General features: G+C 68.0%; 11 protein-coding genes. 8 read left to right on the top strand and 3 right to left on the bottom strand.

The genetic code is table 11. From position 1 onward, the window contains the following. Positions 1–14: 14 nt before the first annotated feature. The 4 genes from JOD67_RS30635 to JOD67_RS30620 all read left to right on the top strand — a co-directional run bounded on the left by JOD67_RS30635 (position 15) and on the right by JOD67_RS30620 (position 5,195). Complete coding sequence (locus JOD67_RS30635; protein ID WP_205121173.1) at positions 15–1,319, top strand: ABC transporter substrate-binding protein; 1,305 nt, start codon at positions 15–17, stop codon at positions 1,317–1,319. A gap of 15 nt (positions 1,320–1,334) precedes the next feature. Next, positions 1,335–2,288 carry a carbohydrate ABC transporter permease gene (locus tag JOD67_RS30630; RefSeq protein ID WP_205121172.1) on the top strand — a complete coding sequence of 318 codons (954 nt, stop codon included), beginning with the start codon at positions 1,335–1,337 and terminating at the stop codon, positions 2,286–2,288. After that, positions 2,285–3,142, top strand: a complete 858-nt coding sequence (locus JOD67_RS30625; protein ID WP_307782613.1) for a carbohydrate ABC transporter permease — start codon at positions 2,285–2,287, stop codon at positions 3,140–3,142. The genes JOD67_RS30630 and JOD67_RS30625 overlap by 4 nt, the downstream gene beginning before the upstream one ends. Before the next feature lie 97 nt (positions 3,143–3,239). After that, positions 3,240–5,195: an NPCBM/NEW2 domain-containing protein gene (locus tag JOD67_RS30620; RefSeq protein WP_205121171.1), complete on the top strand. Its 1,956-nt coding sequence runs from the start codon at positions 3,240–3,242 to the stop codon at positions 5,193–5,195. Here JOD67_RS30620 and JOD67_RS30615 read toward each other — a convergent pair. Beyond that, positions 5,192–6,076, bottom strand: coding sequence for an aminoglycoside phosphotransferase family protein (locus JOD67_RS30615; RefSeq protein ID WP_205123239.1), 885 nt, complete (start codon positions 6,074–6,076; stop codon positions 5,192–5,194). The genes JOD67_RS30620 and JOD67_RS30615 overlap by 4 nt on opposite strands. A gap of 215 nt (positions 6,077–6,291) precedes the next feature. On the opposite strand from JOD67_RS30615, the gene JOD67_RS30610 reads away from it, so the two are divergent. Further along, complete coding sequence (locus JOD67_RS30610) at positions 6,292–10,299, top strand: GH116 family glycosyl-hydrolase (protein WP_205121170.1); 4,008 nt, start codon at positions 6,292–6,294, stop codon at positions 10,297–10,299. Here the strand turns inward: JOD67_RS30610 and JOD67_RS30605 are convergent. Both JOD67_RS30605 and JOD67_RS30600 read right to left on the bottom strand, forming a co-directional pair. Further along, entirely contained in the window at positions 10,280–12,034 is a 1,755-nt protein-coding gene (locus JOD67_RS30605; RefSeq protein ID WP_205121169.1) for a glycoside hydrolase family 97 protein, read from the bottom strand. The genes JOD67_RS30610 and JOD67_RS30605 overlap by 20 nt on opposite strands. Then, positions 12,019–14,238 carry a glycoside hydrolase family 95 protein gene (locus tag JOD67_RS30600; RefSeq protein ID WP_205121168.1) on the bottom strand — a complete coding sequence of 740 codons (2,220 nt, stop codon included), beginning with the start codon at positions 14,236–14,238 and terminating at the stop codon, positions 12,019–12,021. Before JOD67_RS30600 ends, JOD67_RS30605 begins: the two co-directional genes overlap by 16 nt. A 92-nt stretch (positions 14,239–14,330) precedes the next feature. Between JOD67_RS30600 and JOD67_RS30595 the strand changes: the two genes are divergently transcribed. From JOD67_RS30595 to JOD67_RS30585, 3 genes are read left to right on the top strand one after another with little or no spacing between them, the layout of a single operon-like run. Beyond that, positions 14,331–14,837 carry an NUDIX domain-containing protein gene (locus JOD67_RS30595; protein WP_205121167.1) on the top strand — a complete coding sequence of 169 codons (507 nt, stop codon included), beginning with the start codon at positions 14,331–14,333 and terminating at the stop codon, positions 14,835–14,837. Between the two features lie 41 nt (positions 14,838–14,878). Further along, complete coding sequence (locus JOD67_RS30590; RefSeq protein WP_205121166.1) at positions 14,879–15,295, top strand: globin; 417 nt, start codon at positions 14,879–14,881, stop codon at positions 15,293–15,295. A 13-nt stretch (positions 15,296–15,308) separates the two neighbouring features. Beyond that, positions 15,309–16,955, top strand: a complete 1,647-nt coding sequence (locus tag JOD67_RS30585) for a glycoside hydrolase family 13 protein (protein WP_205121165.1) — start codon at positions 15,309–15,311, stop codon at positions 16,953–16,955. Positions 16,956–16,983: the final 28 nt, after the last annotated feature.

The raw sequence follows: 16,983 nt of genomic DNA, 5'->3' as shown, positions 1-16,983 counted from the left end.
AGAGGTGAGCTGACATGACACAGCTGTCACGGCGCTCCTTGCTCACAGCCGGCCTCGGCCTGCTCGGCGGGAGCGCGCTCGCCGCGTGCGGCGGCACCGGCGGCGGCCCGGCCGCCAGCGGCGGTGGCGGAGGCGGCGGATCGAGTGCGATCCAGATGACGTGGTGGGGCAGTCCCGAACGGCACAAGCGCACGCAAGAAGCGCTGAAGAAGTTCCAGGAGTTGCACTCCGACGTCAAGATCCGCTCCCAGTTCTCCGGTTGGGACGGGTACTGGGAGAAGCTCGCGACGCAAACGGCGGGCGGGCAGCCGCCCGACCTGATCCAGATGGACTACGCGTACATCACCGAGTACGCGGGGCGCGGCGCGCTCGAGCCGCTCGACGCGTACGTGCCGAAGGCGCTCGAGGTCGACGACTGGGCCGACGCCGCGGTCTCCGGCGGCAAGGTCGACGGCAAGCTCTACGGCATGAACGCCGGCATCAACTCGATGGCGCTGATGTACAACGACGAGCTCGTGAAGGAGCTCGGCTTCGAGGTGCCCGACTACAAGATGTCGTGGGACGACTACATCGCACTCTGCAAGCAGATCAAGGCGAAAGCGCCCGAGGGCACGTACGCCACGCAGAACGCGCTGTTCGAGAGCCTGCCGTTCGAGGCGTGGCTCCGCCAGCGCGGCAAGAACATCTACGCCGACGGCAAGCTCGGCTACGAGCCCGCCGACCTGACCGAGTGGTTCAGCATCTGGCTCGACCTGCAGAAGTCGGGCGTCGCCGCCCCCGCAGAGGAGCAGGCCACCGCGGTTGGTGACGTGCAGAACAGCCTTCTGGTACGTAAGAAGTCGGCGTTCCACTTCGGACACTCCAACCAGCTCACGGCGTTCTCGGGGCTGTCGAAGTTCCAGGTCGGGCTGCACATGTTCCCCGGCGGCGACAAGAAGGGCCAGTACTACAAGCCGTCCCAGCTGTTCACCGTGAGCGCGAAGTCGAAGGCCAAGGACGCGACCGTCGACGTCGTCAACGCGTTGCTGAACGTGCCGGACGTCGCCATCCTGCTCGGCTCCGAACGAGGCGTCCCCGCCAAGCCCGCCGTCAAGGACGCGTTGACGCCGAAGGCGAGCGAGACGGACAAGCGGGTCTTCGAGTACATCGACTTCCTTGCCGACAAGGTCGGGCCGACGCCCGCGCCGCCGCCGAAGGGATCGACGGACATCGGTACGGCGTTGTCCGACGCCGGTGAGCAGATCGCGTTCGGCAAGGCGCCCGTGGCCGAGGCGGTGGAGAAGTTCTTCGGGGAGGCCGAGCGCATCCTCGGAAAGTAGCGGGCAGGAGGTCGCATGCACGACACGCTCACGCCGGTGAGGCCTGAGGCGGAGCGGCGCGCGTCGTCCCGCCAGAAGCGGCGACGGACGGACAGCCGCGTCGCCTACCTTTTCCTGCTCCCATGGTTCATCGGCCTCGTGGTGCTCACAGCGGGGCCGATCCTCGCGTCGCTGTACCTGTCGTTCACCGACTTCGACCTGCTCACCGCGCCCAGGTGGCTCGGGTTCGACAACTACCAGGCGTTCGTCGACGACCCGCACTTCCACAGCGCGATCAAGGTCACGTCGATGTACGTGATCCTGTCCGTGCCGCTGGCTGTCGTGTTCGCGCTGCTCGTCGCCGTCGCGCTCGTCGGCAAGCGGCGCGGCAGCGGGGTCTACCGCGCGTCGTACTACCTGCCGTCGCTGCTCGGCGGCAGCGTCGCGGTGACGATCCTGTGGCGGGAGATCTTCGGCGCGGACGGCCTGGTCAACCAGGTGCTGGAGAAGGTCGGCATCATCGGGCCGAGCTGGGTGTCCTCGCCGGACTTCGCCCTCTACACGCTGATCCTCTTGCACGTATGGCAGTTCGGCTCGCCGATGCTGATCTTCCTGGCCGGCTTGAAGCAGATTCCGCAGGACCTGTACGAGTCCGCCGCGGTCGACGGCGCCAGCGCGTTCCAGCGCTTCGTCCGCATCACCGTGCCGATGCTGACGCCGCTGATCTTCTTCAACCTCGTGCTGCAGATGATCAACTCGTTCAAGGCGTTCACGCCGGCGTTCATCATCAGCGGTGGCTCGGGTGGGCCGGTCGACTCGACGCTGTTCTACACGCTGTACCTCTACCAGGAGGGCTTCGCGAACTTCCATATGGGCTACGCGTCGGCGATGGCGTGGGCGTTGTTGATCGTGATCTCGCTCTTCACCGCGGGCATGTTCATCACGTCGCGGTACTGGGTGTTCTACGGCGACGAGGAGGGCGCCAAGTGAGCACGATCTCCGTCGTCGGTCGCCGCGGTCCCGTGCGCGGGGCGGTCACGCATGTGCTGCTGATCGCTGGGGCGCTGGTGATGCTCTATCCGCTGCTGTGGATGGTGAGTGGAGCGTTCAAGCCGGCTGACGAGATCTTCGCCAGTGCCGGTCTGCTGCCCGAGTCGTTCACGCTGAGCAACTTCATCGACGGCTGGACCGGGCTCGGCATCGGCTTCGGCCGGTTCTTCCTGAACTCGTTCACGATCTCAGCACTCGCGGTCGTCGGGAACGTGCTGTCGTGCTCGATGGCGGCGTACGCGTTCGCGCGGCTCAGCTTCCGGTTCAAGCGGGCTTGGTTCGCCATCATGCTCGTGACGATCATGCTGCCGATCCACGTCCTGATCGTTCCGCAGTACGTGTTGTTCCACAATCTGAAGTGGATCAACACGATTCTCCCGCTGACCATTCCGCACTTCCTCGCGGTCGACGCGTTCTTCATCTTCCTGATGGTGCAGTTCATCCGCGGTCTCCCGCGCGAGCTGGACGACGCCGCGCGGATCGACGGCTGCGGTCCGGTGCAGATCTACCTGCGGATCGTGCTGCCGCTGATGACGCCGGCGTTGATCACCACGGCGATCTTCACGTTCATCTGGACCTGGGACAACTTCTTCAACCAGATTGTGTTCATCTCCGATGTGGAGAAGTTCACGGTGCCATTGGCGTTACGGGCGTTCCTGGACTCCAGTGGTGAGTCGAGCTGGGGCCCGATGTTCGCGATGGCGACGTTGTCGCTGGTGCCTGTCGTGACGTTCTTCCTCGTGTTCCAGAAGCGGATCACCGAGGGCATCTCGACGACCGGGCTGAAGGGCTGACCGCAGTTGGCCGCGTGAAGTGGTCTACGACCTCTTGCGCCGGAGCGCTACTAAGACGTCACCATTGGTCACCACTGGTCGAACATTGGGGGACGCGATGTGGCGTGCGACGGCTGTGGCTCTGGCGCTGACGGCTGGGTTCCTGATCGGTGGTCCACCCGCGTCCGCGGCACAGGCACCGGGTGAGCTCGCGCAGACGCCGCCGATGGGCTGGAACAGCTGGAACAAGTTCGCCTGCGACATCGACGAGGAGCTCATCCGGGAGACGGCCGACGCGATGGTGTCGACCGGGATGAAGGCGGCGGGCTACGAGTACGTCAACATCGACGACTGCTGGATGGCGCCCACCCGTACGGCCGACGGTCGGCTGCAGGCGGACCCGGTGCGGTTCCCGTCCGGCATCAAGGCGCTCGCGGACTACGTCCACGCACGCGGGTTGAAGCTCGGCATCTACTCCTCGGCCGGCCTGCACACCTGCCAGGGCTTGCCGGCGAGCCTCGGCAACGAGGAGATCGACGCGCAGTCGTTCGCCGACTGGGAGGTCGACTACCTCAAGTACGACAACTGCGGTCACCCTGGCCTGCCCGGAATCCCGCGCTACAAGGCGATGGCGGACGCGCTCGCGAAGACGGGCCGGCCGATCGTCTACAGCGTCTGCGAGTGGGGTTCGGAGCAGCCGTGGCTGTGGGCCGACGGCATCGGCGCGGACCTGTGGCGTACGACGGGCGACATCAGCGACAACTGGTCGAGCGTGATGTCGTTGCTCGACCAGCAGGTGGGGATCGAGCAGTACGCGCGGCAGAGTGGGTGGAACGACCCGGACATGCTCGAGGTAGGCAACGGCGGGTTGACACCGGACGAGTCGCGGGCGCACATGTCCTTGTGGGCTTTGCTGAACGCGCCTCTGCTGGCGGGCAACGACCTGCGCTCGGTGTCCGCTGCTGACCTGGCGATCCTGACCGATCCCGAGGTGATCGCGGTCAACCAGGACTGGGGCGGCAGGCAGGGTTCGAAGCTTCGCGACGACGGCGCGACCGAGGTCTGGGCCAAGCCGATGTCGTCCGGTGGGGTGGCGGTCGTACTGCTCAACCGGGACTCCTCGGCGAGGACGATCTCGGCTTCGGCTGCTTCGTTGGGCCTTGCGGGGCGACGTTTCGTCGTGCGCGACCTGTGGGCGGACACGTCGCGCGAGTCCTCGGGAGTGGTGCGGGCGTCGGTGCCTTCGCATGGCGCGGCGATGTTCGTGGTGGCGCCGTACCGCGGTCCGGTGCTGGCGCCGCTGGTGACGTTGGGCCTGGACGTCGCGGCGTACGCGAAGACCGGAGCGAACGTGCCGGCGACCTTGACGCTGTTCAACGACGGGACGTCGGCGGCCACTTCGGCGTCGGTGTCCATCACCCCGCCCTCCGGTTGGACCTCGTCGCCGGCCGGGCCCGCCCGGATCGCCGCGGTGCCGCCGCGGGGGAGTGCGGCGCGTACGTTCACGTTGACTCCTGGAGTCGCGGCGCCGGGTGAGTTTGACCTTGCTGTCAGGGGATCCTGGACGGGACGTGGCACTGTCGCGCAAGCGGAGGTGGAGTCGAAGCTGGTCGTGGTCGACCCGCTGCCCGAGGGTGACTCGTACCTGTCGGACGTGCCGTGGGCGTTCGCGCAGAACGGGTGGGGACCGGCCGAGCGAGACCGGTCGAACGGCGAGCAGGGTGAGGGCGACGGGAACCCGCTGACGATCGCGGGCCAGACCTGGGCCAAGGGAATCGGCGTGCACGCGGTGGCTTCGTTGGGGTTCTTCACCGGCGGCGACTGTTCGCGCTTCGCGGCGATGGTCGGCGTGGACGACGAGGAGGCGCCGGAGAACCGTGGCTCGGTGGCGTTCGAGGTGTGGGGCGACGGCGTGCTGTTGGCGAAGACACCGACCCTGTTGGTGAACCAGCCCGCGGTCCCGTTGTCGGCCGACCTCACCGGCGTCGACCTGCTCGAGCTCCGCGCCACCGACGGCGGCGACGGAGTCACCAGCGACCACGGCGACTGGGCCGACGCCAAGGTCTCCTGCTAGCTCTCCAGCAGGCGCCGCATGGTGGTCATCCCCATCCGGGCCATCGGCGGGTTGGTCTCGACGTAGTACCAGACGACGCCCATGGCCTGCTCGAACGCCCAACCGCGGCCGCGTTCCCACTCCAGGTCGTCGCTGCCGAGGGCGTCGCGGAACGCCGCGCGGGGCTCGTCCTCGAGCAGGTGCCAGGCGCCGACGAGATCCAGGGCGGGATCGGCCGCGCCGAGGCCGCCGACGTCGAGCACGCCCGTCAGGCGGCCGTTCGCCACGAGCACGTTGCCCGGGATGAGGTCGCCGTGTGACATGACGTCCTCGGCCTCGCGGGGAAGGTCGCGGAGGTGCAGCCACATGGCGCGGAGCGCCTTCTCGTCCAGGAGCTCGGTGCTCTTGGCAATACACAGCTCGACCCACTCCTCGTGGTCGCGCAGGTCGCCGCCTCGCCCCTGCCCGCGGAACGTCCTGCCGCGGGTGTCCATCGCGCGTACGCCCTGGACGAACTCGGCCAGGTCGAGCGCGAACGGGACGGAAGCACTCGGGTCGTCGTCGGTGGCGATGGTGCCGTCCAACCAGGTCTGGACCGACCACGGCAGCGGATACCCCGCACCGGGCTCGCCGATCGCGACGGGTTCAGGGGTACGGAACCGCGTCACGCCGGCCAGCTCCCGCGCGGCATCGGCCTCCTCCTCGAGCCAGCGGCGAATCTGTGCGGGCTCCTCGGGCCGGAGCGGGAAGCGGGCCGTGTACAGGTCGCCGAGCCGGAAGATCGCGTTCACCGTTCCCTGCGAACGCAACGAGGCGATCGGTAGGGAACGCCACTGCGGGAACTGGTCGTCGACCAACGCCCGGACCGTGTCCGCGGAGATCTCCAACTCGTCGTCATGCATCGCCACAGGACGGGAGCCTCACATGATCGGGGCCGCGCTTCAACTGTTTAGTGCCCTGGCCGGTTGGTGCAGGGAGGTTGTGTCGACGTCGTAATGGCTCCTACGCTCACAACGAGACTTGCTACGAGAAATGAGTTCTGTCTTCGAAATACGAGATTGTCGTTCGAGCGGAGGCACTCGTGGGGCTGGGGATTTCGAGGCGAAGGCTGCTGGCGATGAGCGGTGCCGGAGCAGCGGCTTGGGCGGTCACTTCAACGACGTACGCACGGGCAACGCCGACGCCGAACGCCGTCGACCGCGGCACTCCCACTCCATACACTGGCGCGGCGCTGGCGCGCATCGGGATGCCCATCGGCGGAGCGTGCGCCGGGCAGGTCTATCTCGCCGGTGACGGGCGGCTGTGGAACTGGGACATCTTCAACCCGCCCGGCCCGCCGCTCGGCGGCAACGACCACGGCGGCTCGCACTACGCGAACCCGGTCACCGCCGACTCGGCCAAGCCGTTCAAGCAGGCCTTCGCGATCCGGACGATAGCGAACGGCACCACGCGCACTCGCACGCTCGACTCCGCTGGCTTCGCCGACGTCACGTTCGTCGGCCAGTACCCGATCGGCCGCGTCCAGTACCGCGCCAGCGACAGCCCGGTCGAGGTCACGCTCGAGGCGTTCTCGCCGTTCATTCCCTTGCACACCGATGATTCCAGCCTCCCCGCGACCGTCCTCGCCTACACCGTCCGCAACACCAGCTCAGCGGCTGCCGACGTCACCATGCTCGGCTTCAGCGAGAACCCCGTCTGCGTCACCTCCCGCCAGGCGCAACCGACCACGATCCGCGCCGCAGCTCTCACCGGCACCAACGTGAGGGGCGTGCAGTTCGACGCCCGGGTCCCGACCCAGGAACAGCGCCCGGACGTCGTCTTCGAGGACTGGGAACGCGCCACATACGACACCTGGACGGCCACAGGCACCGCGTTCGGCGCCGGTCCTGTCGACAAGGCGACCCTGCCCGACTACATGAAGCGCTTCGGTGACCTCGGCGGCACGGGCAACCGGCTCGTCACCTCGCACAACTACCGCGCGAGCCCCGGCGACATCGGCGCCTCCGACGCGCACCAGGGCACGCTGACCAGCGCCGCGTTCACCGTCGAGCGCAAGTTCGTGACCGTCGCGATCAGCGGTGGCAACCACCCGGGCCAGACCGGCATCGAGGTGCTCGTCGACGGTGCTGTCGTGGCGCAGGCGACCGGTGCCGACGGCGAGCTGTTCGCCACCAGAGTTCTCGATCTCCAAGCCCACCAGGGGAAACGGGCGCGGATCCGCATCGTCGACACATTCGCCGGCGTGTGGGGGCATGTGAACGTCGACCGCATCGTGTTCAGCGACCGCGCCGACATCGTCTTCGAGGACTGGGAGAACGACACGTACGTGGGCTGGACGAAGACCGGCACCGCGTTCGGCGACGGGCCCGTGCAGCCGTTCGCGGTCCCCGCCATGCTGCGCCGCTTCGGCGACCTCAACGTCAACGGGACGCGCTTCGCCTGCTCGTTCAACTACCGAGCCGGCGGCGACGGCGACTCCTTCACCGGCACGCTCACCAGCGCGTCGTTCCCGATCACGCGTAAGTACGTCGCGGTCGGCATCGGCGGCGGCAACCGCCCGGGCGTCGAGTGCGTGAACGTGCTCGTCGGCGGCCAGGTCGTCGCGACGGCGACCGGGACGAACAGCGAACCGATGGTCCCACGCATGCTCGACGTCTCAGCGTACGAAGGGAAAGCGGCGCAAATCCAGATCGTCGACAACGCCGCCGGAGCGTGGGCGCATCTGAACGTCGACCGCATCCTGTTCACCGACGTCCCGGACATCGTGTTCGAGGACTGGGAACGCGCGAACTACAGCGGCTGGACCGTCACCGGTACCGCGTTCGGCGCCTCCCCGGTGACGCCGGCCGAGACGCCGGAGGGGTTCCGCCGCCCGTTCGGCGAGATCAACGACCTCAACATCTCCGGCGGCCGCTTCGTCACCTCGTTCAACTTCCGGGCCGGCGGCAACGCGGACAGCTACACCGGCACATTGACGAGTCCGGTGTTCACGATCCAGCGCAGGTTCGCGACCGTCTGGATCGGCGGCGGGCGCAACCCGGGCCAGTCGGGTGTCGAGGTCGTCGTCGCCGGGCAGGTCGTCGCGTCCGCGACGGGCTCGGAGATCGAGCCGCTGCAGGCCGTGTCGCTCGACCTCACGGCCTGGCTGGGTAGTCAGGCGCAGCTCAGGATCGCCGACCGATCCACGGGCGCCTGGGGTCATCTCAACGTCGACCGCATCATCCTCAGCGACCGGCCGATCCGGCAGCAGCAGGTCGCCGACCGTCCTGATGGCGGCTCGTTCGTCCTTGCGGCGTTGGACGAATCAGCAGTTGTGCGTCCGTCGATCGCGGACTGGTCGACGACCGCCTCCTGGTTCGACTCCGGTGCCGGACCGGTCGAGGTGCCCGGCGGCTCGCCTGGCCAGGCCGGGGCCGTGACCGTTCGCGCGACGTTGGCGCCGGGGGAGTCGCGGACGTTCCGGTACGTGGTCGGCTGGCACTTCCCGACGCCGGAACGGCGCTTGTTCGCCCAGCTCGTCGGCGTCGCCGCGCTGCGTCGTCACTACGCGACGCGGTTCGCGACGGCCGGCGACGTGGTGCAGTACGTCGCCTCGAACGCGACCAGGCTCGAGTCGGGGACTCGTGCGTGGGTGAAGGCCTGGTACGAGGACTCGTCGTTGCCGCACTGGTTCTGCGAGCGGACGTTGGCTCCGGCGTCGACGCTCGCTACCAACACGTGCTATCGCTGGCAGGACGGTCGCTTCTATGCGTTCGAGGGCTCGTATCTGTATGCCGGGACGTGTGGGCATGTGTGGAACTATGCCCAGGCTGTGGGCCGGCTGTTTCCCGATCTCGAGCGGGACACTCGTGAGCGCGTCGACCTGGGCATCGCGCTGCGGTCGACCGGGGAGATCGGCAACCGCGGTGAATGCGCCGACGACGCGTCGTCGTTCGTTGACGGGCAGGCTGGCACGATCCTGCGTGTCTATCGCGAGCATCAGATGACCGCTGACAACGCGTTCTTGACGCGGGTCTGGCCGAAGGTGCGGATGGCGCTGGAGTTCCTCGTCACCCAACGAGACGTCGACGGCAACGGCATCTTGCAAGGTGCGCAGTGGAACACGCTCGACACGCCGTTCACCGGCGACGTTCCCTGGCTGTCCGGCATGTACGTCGGCGCACTCCGCGCCGGCGCCGCGATGGCTAGCGAGCAAGGCGATACGGCGTCCGCGCAGCGCTACACGAACCTCGCGAACGCCGGCACGCAGTTCATCTCGACCACGTTGTGGAACGCGTCTGCCGGCTACTTCATCCAGCGGGTCGGAGCGCTCGCGACGAACACCAACCGGGGTTGCTTCATCGACCAGACGTTCGGCCAGACGCTCGCCGCTCAGGTCGGCCTGCCTCGCGTACAGCCCGCCGAAAAGACGAAGATCGCGCTCGCCTCGGTGGTGCGGAACAACCATCTGCCGAGCCCACGCGACCGCCAGTCGCCGGCGATTCCGGGTGGTCGCGTCTACAGCACGTCGGGTGAGGCGGGCACGATGATGTGTACGTGGCCGATCGGCGGCGACACCGAAGCACGCAGTGGCGGCTACTTCAACGAGGTCTGGACCGGGCAGGAGTATCAGCTCGCCGCCGGCCTGTTCCTCGATGGTCTGGTGACGGAGGCGCTGGCGGTGACCCGGTCGGTGTACGACCGATACCACGCGTCGAAACGTAATCCGTACAACGAGGTCGAAGCCGGCGACCACTACTCGCGGGCGATGATGAGCTACGGCACCTACCTCGCAGCATGCGGGTACGAGTACCACGGACCGAAGGGACACCTCGGCTTCGCGCCGCGGGTGGGTCCGGAGGACTTCCGGGGCGCGTTCACTGCTGCACGCGGCTGGGGCCTGTACCGGCAGACCCGTTCGGCGAACGAGCAGGTCGGCGTCGTCGACGTGTGGGACGGCGAGGTCCGACTGGTCACGCTGGCGTTCGAGACCACGGCTCCCGCGACGTCTGTTTCGGTAAGCCTGGCTGGGAGTCCGCGCGCGGCGACGGTAGCTGCGGCAGGCACGCGGGCCGTCGTGACGCTGTCCGCACCGGTGGTCGTGTCGGCGGGCCAGTCGCTGGAGGTCAGCCTGTCGTTGGCGTGAGGTGGACGGTGAAGCCGCCGTTCTTGGCGATCTTCACGTCGATCGTGTCGCTGGTGGTGACCTGGCGGGTCTCGGCGGCCAGCGCGTCGTGCGGGTAGTCCGCCGCGTCCGCGTAGATCCGCGCGGTCCAGTCGCCGTCGCCGAGGAACGTCAACGGCACCTTCACAGTACGGGCGCGACCGGCGAACCCCGCCGCGACGAACCAGTCCTGCCCGTGCCGCCGGGCGAGAACGACGTGCTCGTGCGGGTCGCCGGACAGCAGCTTGGTCTCGTCCCACGCCGCCGGCACGACCCGCAGCAGCTCCTCCGCGAGCGGCCGCGCCTGGTACGAGGCCACACTGTCGGCGAGGTGTTGGACGCCGGACTCGTACAGCACCGCGAGCGCCAGCTCGTGTCCCGCGCTGATCTCCCGTACCGCGGTGAACGTCACGGGCGTGAAGTCCATCGAACCTTGCAGGTTGCGGGTGTAGGCGAGCGTCACGTAGTGCCGCGGCGGCATCGGCTCCTTGCCGCGGCGGGGCTTGATGTTCTCCGCGCCCTTGACCGCCTCGACGCTCATCAGGTGCGGCCAGGTGCGCTCGGTGCCGCGCGGGATCGTGCCGCCGTGGAAGTTCACCATCAACTGGTAGTGCGCGGACGAGGCGAGAACGGCGTCGAACCAGCGCATCCGGTCCTGCCCGTCGGACTCCGTAAAGTCGATCTTGACACCGACGACGCCCCACTCCTTCCAGCGACCGAGGCGTTCGCGGTGCTCGCGCGGGGAGTCGAGGTTCTGCCACCGTTCCCAGAGCCAGATGCCGACGCCCTTGTCCGCGGCGTACTCGACCAGCTCGGGCACCCAGCTCGCGTTCCAGCCGGCGTCGACGAGCACGTACTCCCAGCCCTGCTTGCTCGCGTAGTCGACGAAGCCGCGCTGGGCTTCGGGGTCGCGCGAGCTCGAGCCGTCCGACCACCACGACCAGGCGGCTCTTCCGGGATTGATCCACGAGGTGTCGTCGAGCGTGGTCGGCGCGGCGAGGCTGGTGACGAGGTCGCTCTCGACGACGGTCGCGAGGTCGCCGACGATCAGCGTGCGCCATGGGGTGGCCAGCGGGCTCGGGCCGGTGACGTACGGATCCGGCAACGTGAGCTGGAACTTCTGGTCGTCGAGGGTGAGGAACGAGCCGGCGTAGCGCGCGTCGAGGTCGGACTCGGTGACGAGCAGCCAGCTGTCGCCTGATCCGAACAGCGCTGGGTAGCCGTAGACGTCCGGGGTCGCCTTGCCGACGGTGGTGTGCTCGTGGATGGTCTCGTAGTCGTACCTGCCGTTGTCGTACGGGAGCAGGATCGCCTCGGCGTCTTTCGGCACGACGTACTCCGAGAGCTCCTCCGTGACGGTGACCGGGCCGGTCCAGTGGATCACGTACCGGTAGGCGACGCCGTCGGCGGACACCCTGATCTGGAGGTCGATCCGGTGGTCGGCCTTGCTGAGCCGGAACGTCGTTTCCCTTGCCGTGTAGGTGTGCTTTCGTCGGCGGCCGGTCGTGGTCTCGTACGCGTCGCGGATCGTCCGCGTGGACTGCCGCACGAGCTGCAGGCCGGTGGTGAGGTCGGCGTGCGTGGCCCTGACGCCGAGCCGCGACGGCTGGAGCAGCGTGGTGTCTCCGTGCTTCACCGCCAGGGAGAGGCGACCGCGGGAGAGGTCGACCGAGGCTTCGATGTGGTGGCCCTTGGGTGGGGTCAGGACGACGCGCATCGGTAGGTGCCTCCCGCTTGGGTGGTGAACGTGATCTCGTCTTCGCTCTGCTCGTACTCGACGTTCATCGTGAACGGCCTTGTGAACAAGGCATTTCTGGCTGTGTAGGTGCCGGCTCGCCCTGTGTGCAGAGTGGCGTCGACGAGGCGGCCGTCGCGCCAGGTGAGGTCGACGGTCACGTCGCCGCGGGCGCGTAGTCCCTGGACAGTGCCGTTCTGCCACGTCGAAGGCAGCGCGGGGAGGAGGTGGATCGTGCCGTCGTCGTGGCTCTGCAGCAGCATCTCGGTGATGCCGGAGGTTGCGCCGAAGTTGCCGTCGATCTGGAACGGCGGATGCGTGTCCCACAGGTTGGGGAGCGTGGAGTGCTGCAGCTGCTCGGACAGCATCTTGTGGGCGTGGTCGCCGTCGTGCAGGCGTGCCCAGAAGTTGATCTTCCAGGCCTTGCTCCAGCCCGTGCCGCCGTCGCCTCTTGCTCGCAGCGTGACCTTCGCCGCTTCTGCGAGGGCGGGGGTTGTGCTTGGCGTGATCTGCGCTGCCGGGTGGAGCGCGTAGAGGTGGGAGACGTGGCGGTGCTCGTCGTTCGGATCGTCGAGGTCGACGGGCCATTCCTGGAGCTGACCCCATTGGCCGATGGTGAGACCGTTCTCGAGGCGTTGCAGCGTGCTGCGCACTTTGGTCTGGAACGCTTCGTCCTCGTCGAGGACCTCGGCCGCCGCGAGCGTGTTGGTGAGGAGATCGCGAACGATCTGCTGGCCCATCGAGGCGCCGGCGGTGAACAGGCCGTGCTCGGGGGAGTAGTTGGGGGAGACGACGAGCTTGCCTTCGGCGTTCTCGGTGAGGAACGTGAGCCAGAACTCGGCGGTGTCCCTGAGGATCGGGAACGCCTTGTTACGCAGGAAGTCCTGGTCCTGGTTGAACTCGTAGTGCTCCCAGACGTGGCGGCAGAGCCAGGCGGCTGCTTCGGGGAACCAGAAGCTGGTGGGGTGGTTGCGGAGGCCGTTGAAGCCCCAGACGTTGGTCTGGTTGCCGACGACCCAGCCCGGTGCTTGGTAGATCTGCTCGGCGGCCTTGCTGCCGGACTTGCGGAGTGAGTCGATGTACGCGAGAAGGGGGCCGGTCGTGTCGGCCAGGTTGGTGATCTCGGCCGGCCAGTAGTTCATCTGCAGGTTGATGTTGACGTGGTAGTCGGCGTCCCACGGTGGGGTGGTGGACGCGTTCCAGACGCCTTGCAGGTTGGCGGGGAGGCTGCCGTCGCGGGAGGAGGCGATGAGGAGGTAGCGGCCGTACTGGAAGTACTCCTCCTCGAGGCCGCAGTCTTGGCCGTCGTACTGCGCGAGTCGGACGTCGGTGGGATCGTCGTTCTTGTCTGCCTGCAGGTCGATCGTGACGCGGTCGAAGAGGGTGCGGTGGTCGTTCGTGTGCTGTGCTTTGATCCCTGCGTACGTTTTGGCGCTGTCGATGGTGGTGCTGACAGCTTCGCGCGGGTCTTTTCCGCTGCGGTAGTGGGGATACGCGTCGGCGTAGTCCGTGGCGGCGGTGAAGAGGATCGTGGCCTGGGTGGCGTTGCTGACGGTGAGGTCGTGGAGGTCGCCGTCGGTGCTTAGCTTGAGCTGGCCGGCGAAGCGGAGCCCGTTGTCGGTGAGGGTTCCGTCGATGGTGAGGCTGCCGTTCCGCGTGGTGAGCTTGGCGTCGTGCGGGGTTTCGAAGCGGAGCGTGAAGCCGAGGTCTGGCGCTTCGAGGTGGATGGCGATGACGTTCGCGGGGTAGCTGGCGAGGTACTCGCGGGTGTGGTTGCTGTAGGTGACTCGGGCGATGCCGTTCCGCAGGTCGAGCTCGCGGCGGTAGCCCTCGGCTTCCTCCTCGGCGTCCGCGAGGTCGAGGTAGAGGTCGCCGAACGGTTGGTAGGCGCCGAATCCCCAGTCTGGTTGGCCAAACGCCTCGACCATCCTTGCGGGCTCGAGCGTCCCGTGCTCGGCGAGCTCTCGGCGGATCCGCTGCAGCGCGTCGGGCCGGTCCTGCTCCCAGAGTCCATACGTGTAGGCGTGGCCGTCCTCGACCGAGCCCGGTCCGCCGGTCCAGAGCGACTTCTCGTTGAGCTGGATGCGATCGGTCTGGACGCCGCCGAAGATCATCGCGCCGAGGAACCCGTTGCCGATCGGGAGAGCCTCCCGCTCCCAGTCGATCGCCGGCCTGTCATACCACATTGCCCGGATCCTACATCCGATACGATCCGCCGGGAAAGCGGTTCCCCACGCCCACGCCGATATCGGTCAGAGCTGGCTGAGAGGCTGTCCGCATGAAGCGGCTGGTCGACAGGCAGACGGACGTTGCTCTGCTCAAAGGTGGCGAGGCCCGGCTCTATCTGGCCGACGAGGCGCCGCCGGCGGAGGTGTGGGGAACGGCGTTCGGGTTCGTCTTCGACGGCGACCGCATGCTGCTGACCCACCTGCGCGACCGAGGTTGGGATCTGCCCGGCGGCGTCATCGACCCGGGCGAGACGCCCGAGGTGGCGGCCGTGCGCGAGGTCTGGGAGGAGGCGTACGCCCGCGTCGAGATCGTCGAGCTGATCGGCTTCCAGGAGCTCGAGGTCTTCTTCCCCAAGCCGGCCGACTACCGCTGGTCCTACCCCGTCGCGACCCAGGTCCACTACCGCTGCCGGCTGTTCGAGCTCTGCCCGTTCGAGGAGAACGAGGAGAGTACCGACCGCGCGTTCTTCCCGCCTGACGAGGCCCGTGCCATCGCTACGGAGAAGGGCTACCTTCCCATCTACGAGGAAGCCCTCCGCCGCGCGATGCTCGGGTAGCGGGTTGGGCATCGGCCGAGGTGGTTGCCACAATGGACGCGATGAGTGAGCAGCAGGCAGCCGAGACGTTCTACGACGCCGTCGGCGGGCATGAGACGTTCCGGAAGCTGGTCGCCCGGTTCTACGAGGGCGTAGCCGGCGATCCCGTGTTGCGGGCGATGTATCCCGAGGAGGATCTCGGCCCGGCGGAGGTCCGCTTCCGGATGTTCCTCGAGCAGTACTGGGGCGGCCCGCGGACGTACTCCGAGGAGCGCGGCCACCCCCGGCTGCGGATGCGGCACGCGCCGTTCGCCGTCACCGAGGCGGCCCGCGACCGGTGGCTCGGGCACATGCGCGTGGCGGTCGACGAGCTCGGGCTGGAGGCGATGTACGAGCAGGAGCTCTGGGCGTACCTCGCGATGGCGGCGAACTCGATGGTCAACACGCTCGACGACCCGCGTCAGAACCTGCTCGGCTGAGGAGCGCCCGCTCATGACGTACGACCCGAACTGGTGGCGCGCTGCCGTCATCTACCAGATCTACATCCGCTCGTTCGCCGACGGGAACGGCGACGGCATCGGAGACATCGCAGGCATTCGCAGCCGGCTGCCGTACCTCCGCGACCTCGGCGTCGACGCGATCTGGATCACGCCGTGGTACCCGAGCCCGATGGCCGACGGCGGGTACGACGTCGCCGACTACCGCGACATCGCGCCCGAGTTCGGCACGCTCGACAACGCGTCCGCTCTGCTCAGCGAGGCGCACGAGCACGGGCTGAAGGTCATCCTCGACATCGTTCCGAACCACACCTCCGACGAGCACGAGTGGTTCCGCGCCGCGCTCGAGGCGGGTCCGGGCGACCCGGAACGGGAGCGGTACTGGTTCCGCGACGGCCGCGGCCCGGACGGCGCGCTGCCGCCGAACGACTGGTTCTCGGTCTTCGGGGGCGCGGCCTGGACGCGGCTGCTCGACGAGGAGGGCGTGCCGGAGCAGTGGTACCTGCATCTGTTCGCCCCTGAGCAGCCCGACCTCAAGTGGACCAACGACGAGGTGCGCACGGAGTTCGAGGACATCCTGCGCTTCTGGTTCGACCGCGGTGTGGACGGGTTCCGGATCGACGTCGCGCACGGGCTGATGAAGCACGCCGCACTGCCCGACCTGGGGCTGTCGATGGAGGAAATGCTCTCCGCGCCGCCGGCGGACCACCCGGCCTGGGACCGGCCCCAGGTGCACGAGATCTATCGCGAGTGGCGCAAGGTCGCCGACTCGTACGAGGAGCCGCGTGTCTTCGTCGCCGAGGCCTGGGTGCACACCGGGTCGGACCGGTTGGCCGCGTACCTGCGTCCGGACGAGCTGCACCAGGCGTTCAACTTCGACTTCCTGCGCTGTTACTGGGACGCCGGGCAGCTGAGGACGTCGATCGACCACAGCCTCGAGACGCTCGCCGAGGTGGGTGCGCCGACGAGCTGGGTGATGTCGAACCACGACATCTACCGGCACGTCACCAGGTTCGGCCGGCCTCCGATGCCCGGCATCCTCGATCGATCGTTCTACGAGACCGTGCCGGTGGACGTGGCGCTCGGCACGCGCCGCGCGCGGGCGGCGGCGCTGCTGATGCTCGGGCTGCCGGGGAGCGCGTACGTCTACCAGGGCGAGGAACTCGGGCTGCCGGAGGTGACGGACCTGCCCGAGGACACGCTGCAGGATCCGATCTGGGAACGGTCGGGCAACACCGTCCGCGGCCGCGACGGTTGCCGCGTTCCCCTGCCGTGGTCGGGTACGTCGCCGCCGTTCGGATTCGGCGACGGCGCCGCCCCGTGGCTGCCCCAGCCGGCGGGCTGGTCCGCGCTGACAGCGTCGGCGCAGGTCGAGGCGACGGACTCGATGCTGTCGCTGTATCGCGACGCGCTCCGGATCCGCCGCGAGGAGCTGGCCGGGCTGCCGGAGACGCTCTCGTGGAACACTGACGCGCCCGACTCGGTCCTCTCCTTCAACCGCGGCGACGCGGTCCGCGTCGTGGTCAACCTGGGCGAGACGTCGGTGGCACTACCCCAGCACGTGTCGGTCCTGCTCGCCAGTGGCCCGCTGCCTCACGCCACCCTGCCCCCGGACACCGCCGCCTGGCTCCGCGTGCGCTAGACGGCAAATGATCATGTTTACATGATCA

The organism is Tenggerimyces flavus, assembly GCF_016907715.1.
Taxonomy (GTDB): domain Bacteria; phylum Actinomycetota; class Actinomycetes; order Propionibacteriales; family Actinopolymorphaceae; genus Tenggerimyces; species Tenggerimyces flavus.
Note: the sequence above shows the minus strand (reverse complement) of the source record. Positions and strands in the feature narration are given on the sequence as shown.

Excerpts from the sequence above, each read along its gene's own strand:
- JOD67_RS30635 (WP_205121173.1), top strand. The coding sequence starts at position 15 with ATGACACAGCTGTCACGGCGCTCCTTGCTCACAGCCGGCCTCGGCCTG.
- JOD67_RS30610 (WP_205121170.1), top strand. The coding sequence starts at position 6,292 with ATGAGCGGTGCCGGAGCAGCGGCTTGGGCGGTCACTTCAACGACGTAC.
- JOD67_RS30615 (WP_205123239.1), bottom strand. The coding sequence starts at position 6,076 with ATGCATGACGACGAGTTGGAGATCTCCGCGGACACGGTCCGGGCGTTG.
- JOD67_RS30590 (WP_205121166.1), top strand. The coding sequence starts at position 14,879 with ATGAGTGAGCAGCAGGCAGCCGAGACGTTCTACGACGCCGTCGGCGGG.
- JOD67_RS30585 (WP_205121165.1), top strand. The coding sequence starts at position 15,309 with ATGACGTACGACCCGAACTGGTGGCGCGCTGCCGTCATCTACCAGATC.
- JOD67_RS30605 (WP_205121169.1), bottom strand. The coding sequence starts at position 12,034 with ATGCGCGTCGTCCTGACCCCACCCAAGGGCCACCACATCGAAGCCTCG.
- JOD67_RS30630 (WP_205121172.1), top strand. The coding sequence starts at position 1,335 with ATGCACGACACGCTCACGCCGGTGAGGCCTGAGGCGGAGCGGCGCGCG.
- JOD67_RS30600 (WP_205121168.1), bottom strand. The coding sequence starts at position 14,238 with ATGTGGTATGACAGGCCGGCGATCGACTGGGAGCGGGAGGCTCTCCCG.
- JOD67_RS30595 (WP_205121167.1), top strand. The coding sequence starts at position 14,331 with ATGAAGCGGCTGGTCGACAGGCAGACGGACGTTGCTCTGCTCAAAGGT.
- JOD67_RS30620 (WP_205121171.1), top strand. The coding sequence starts at position 3,240 with ATGTGGCGTGCGACGGCTGTGGCTCTGGCGCTGACGGCTGGGTTCCTG.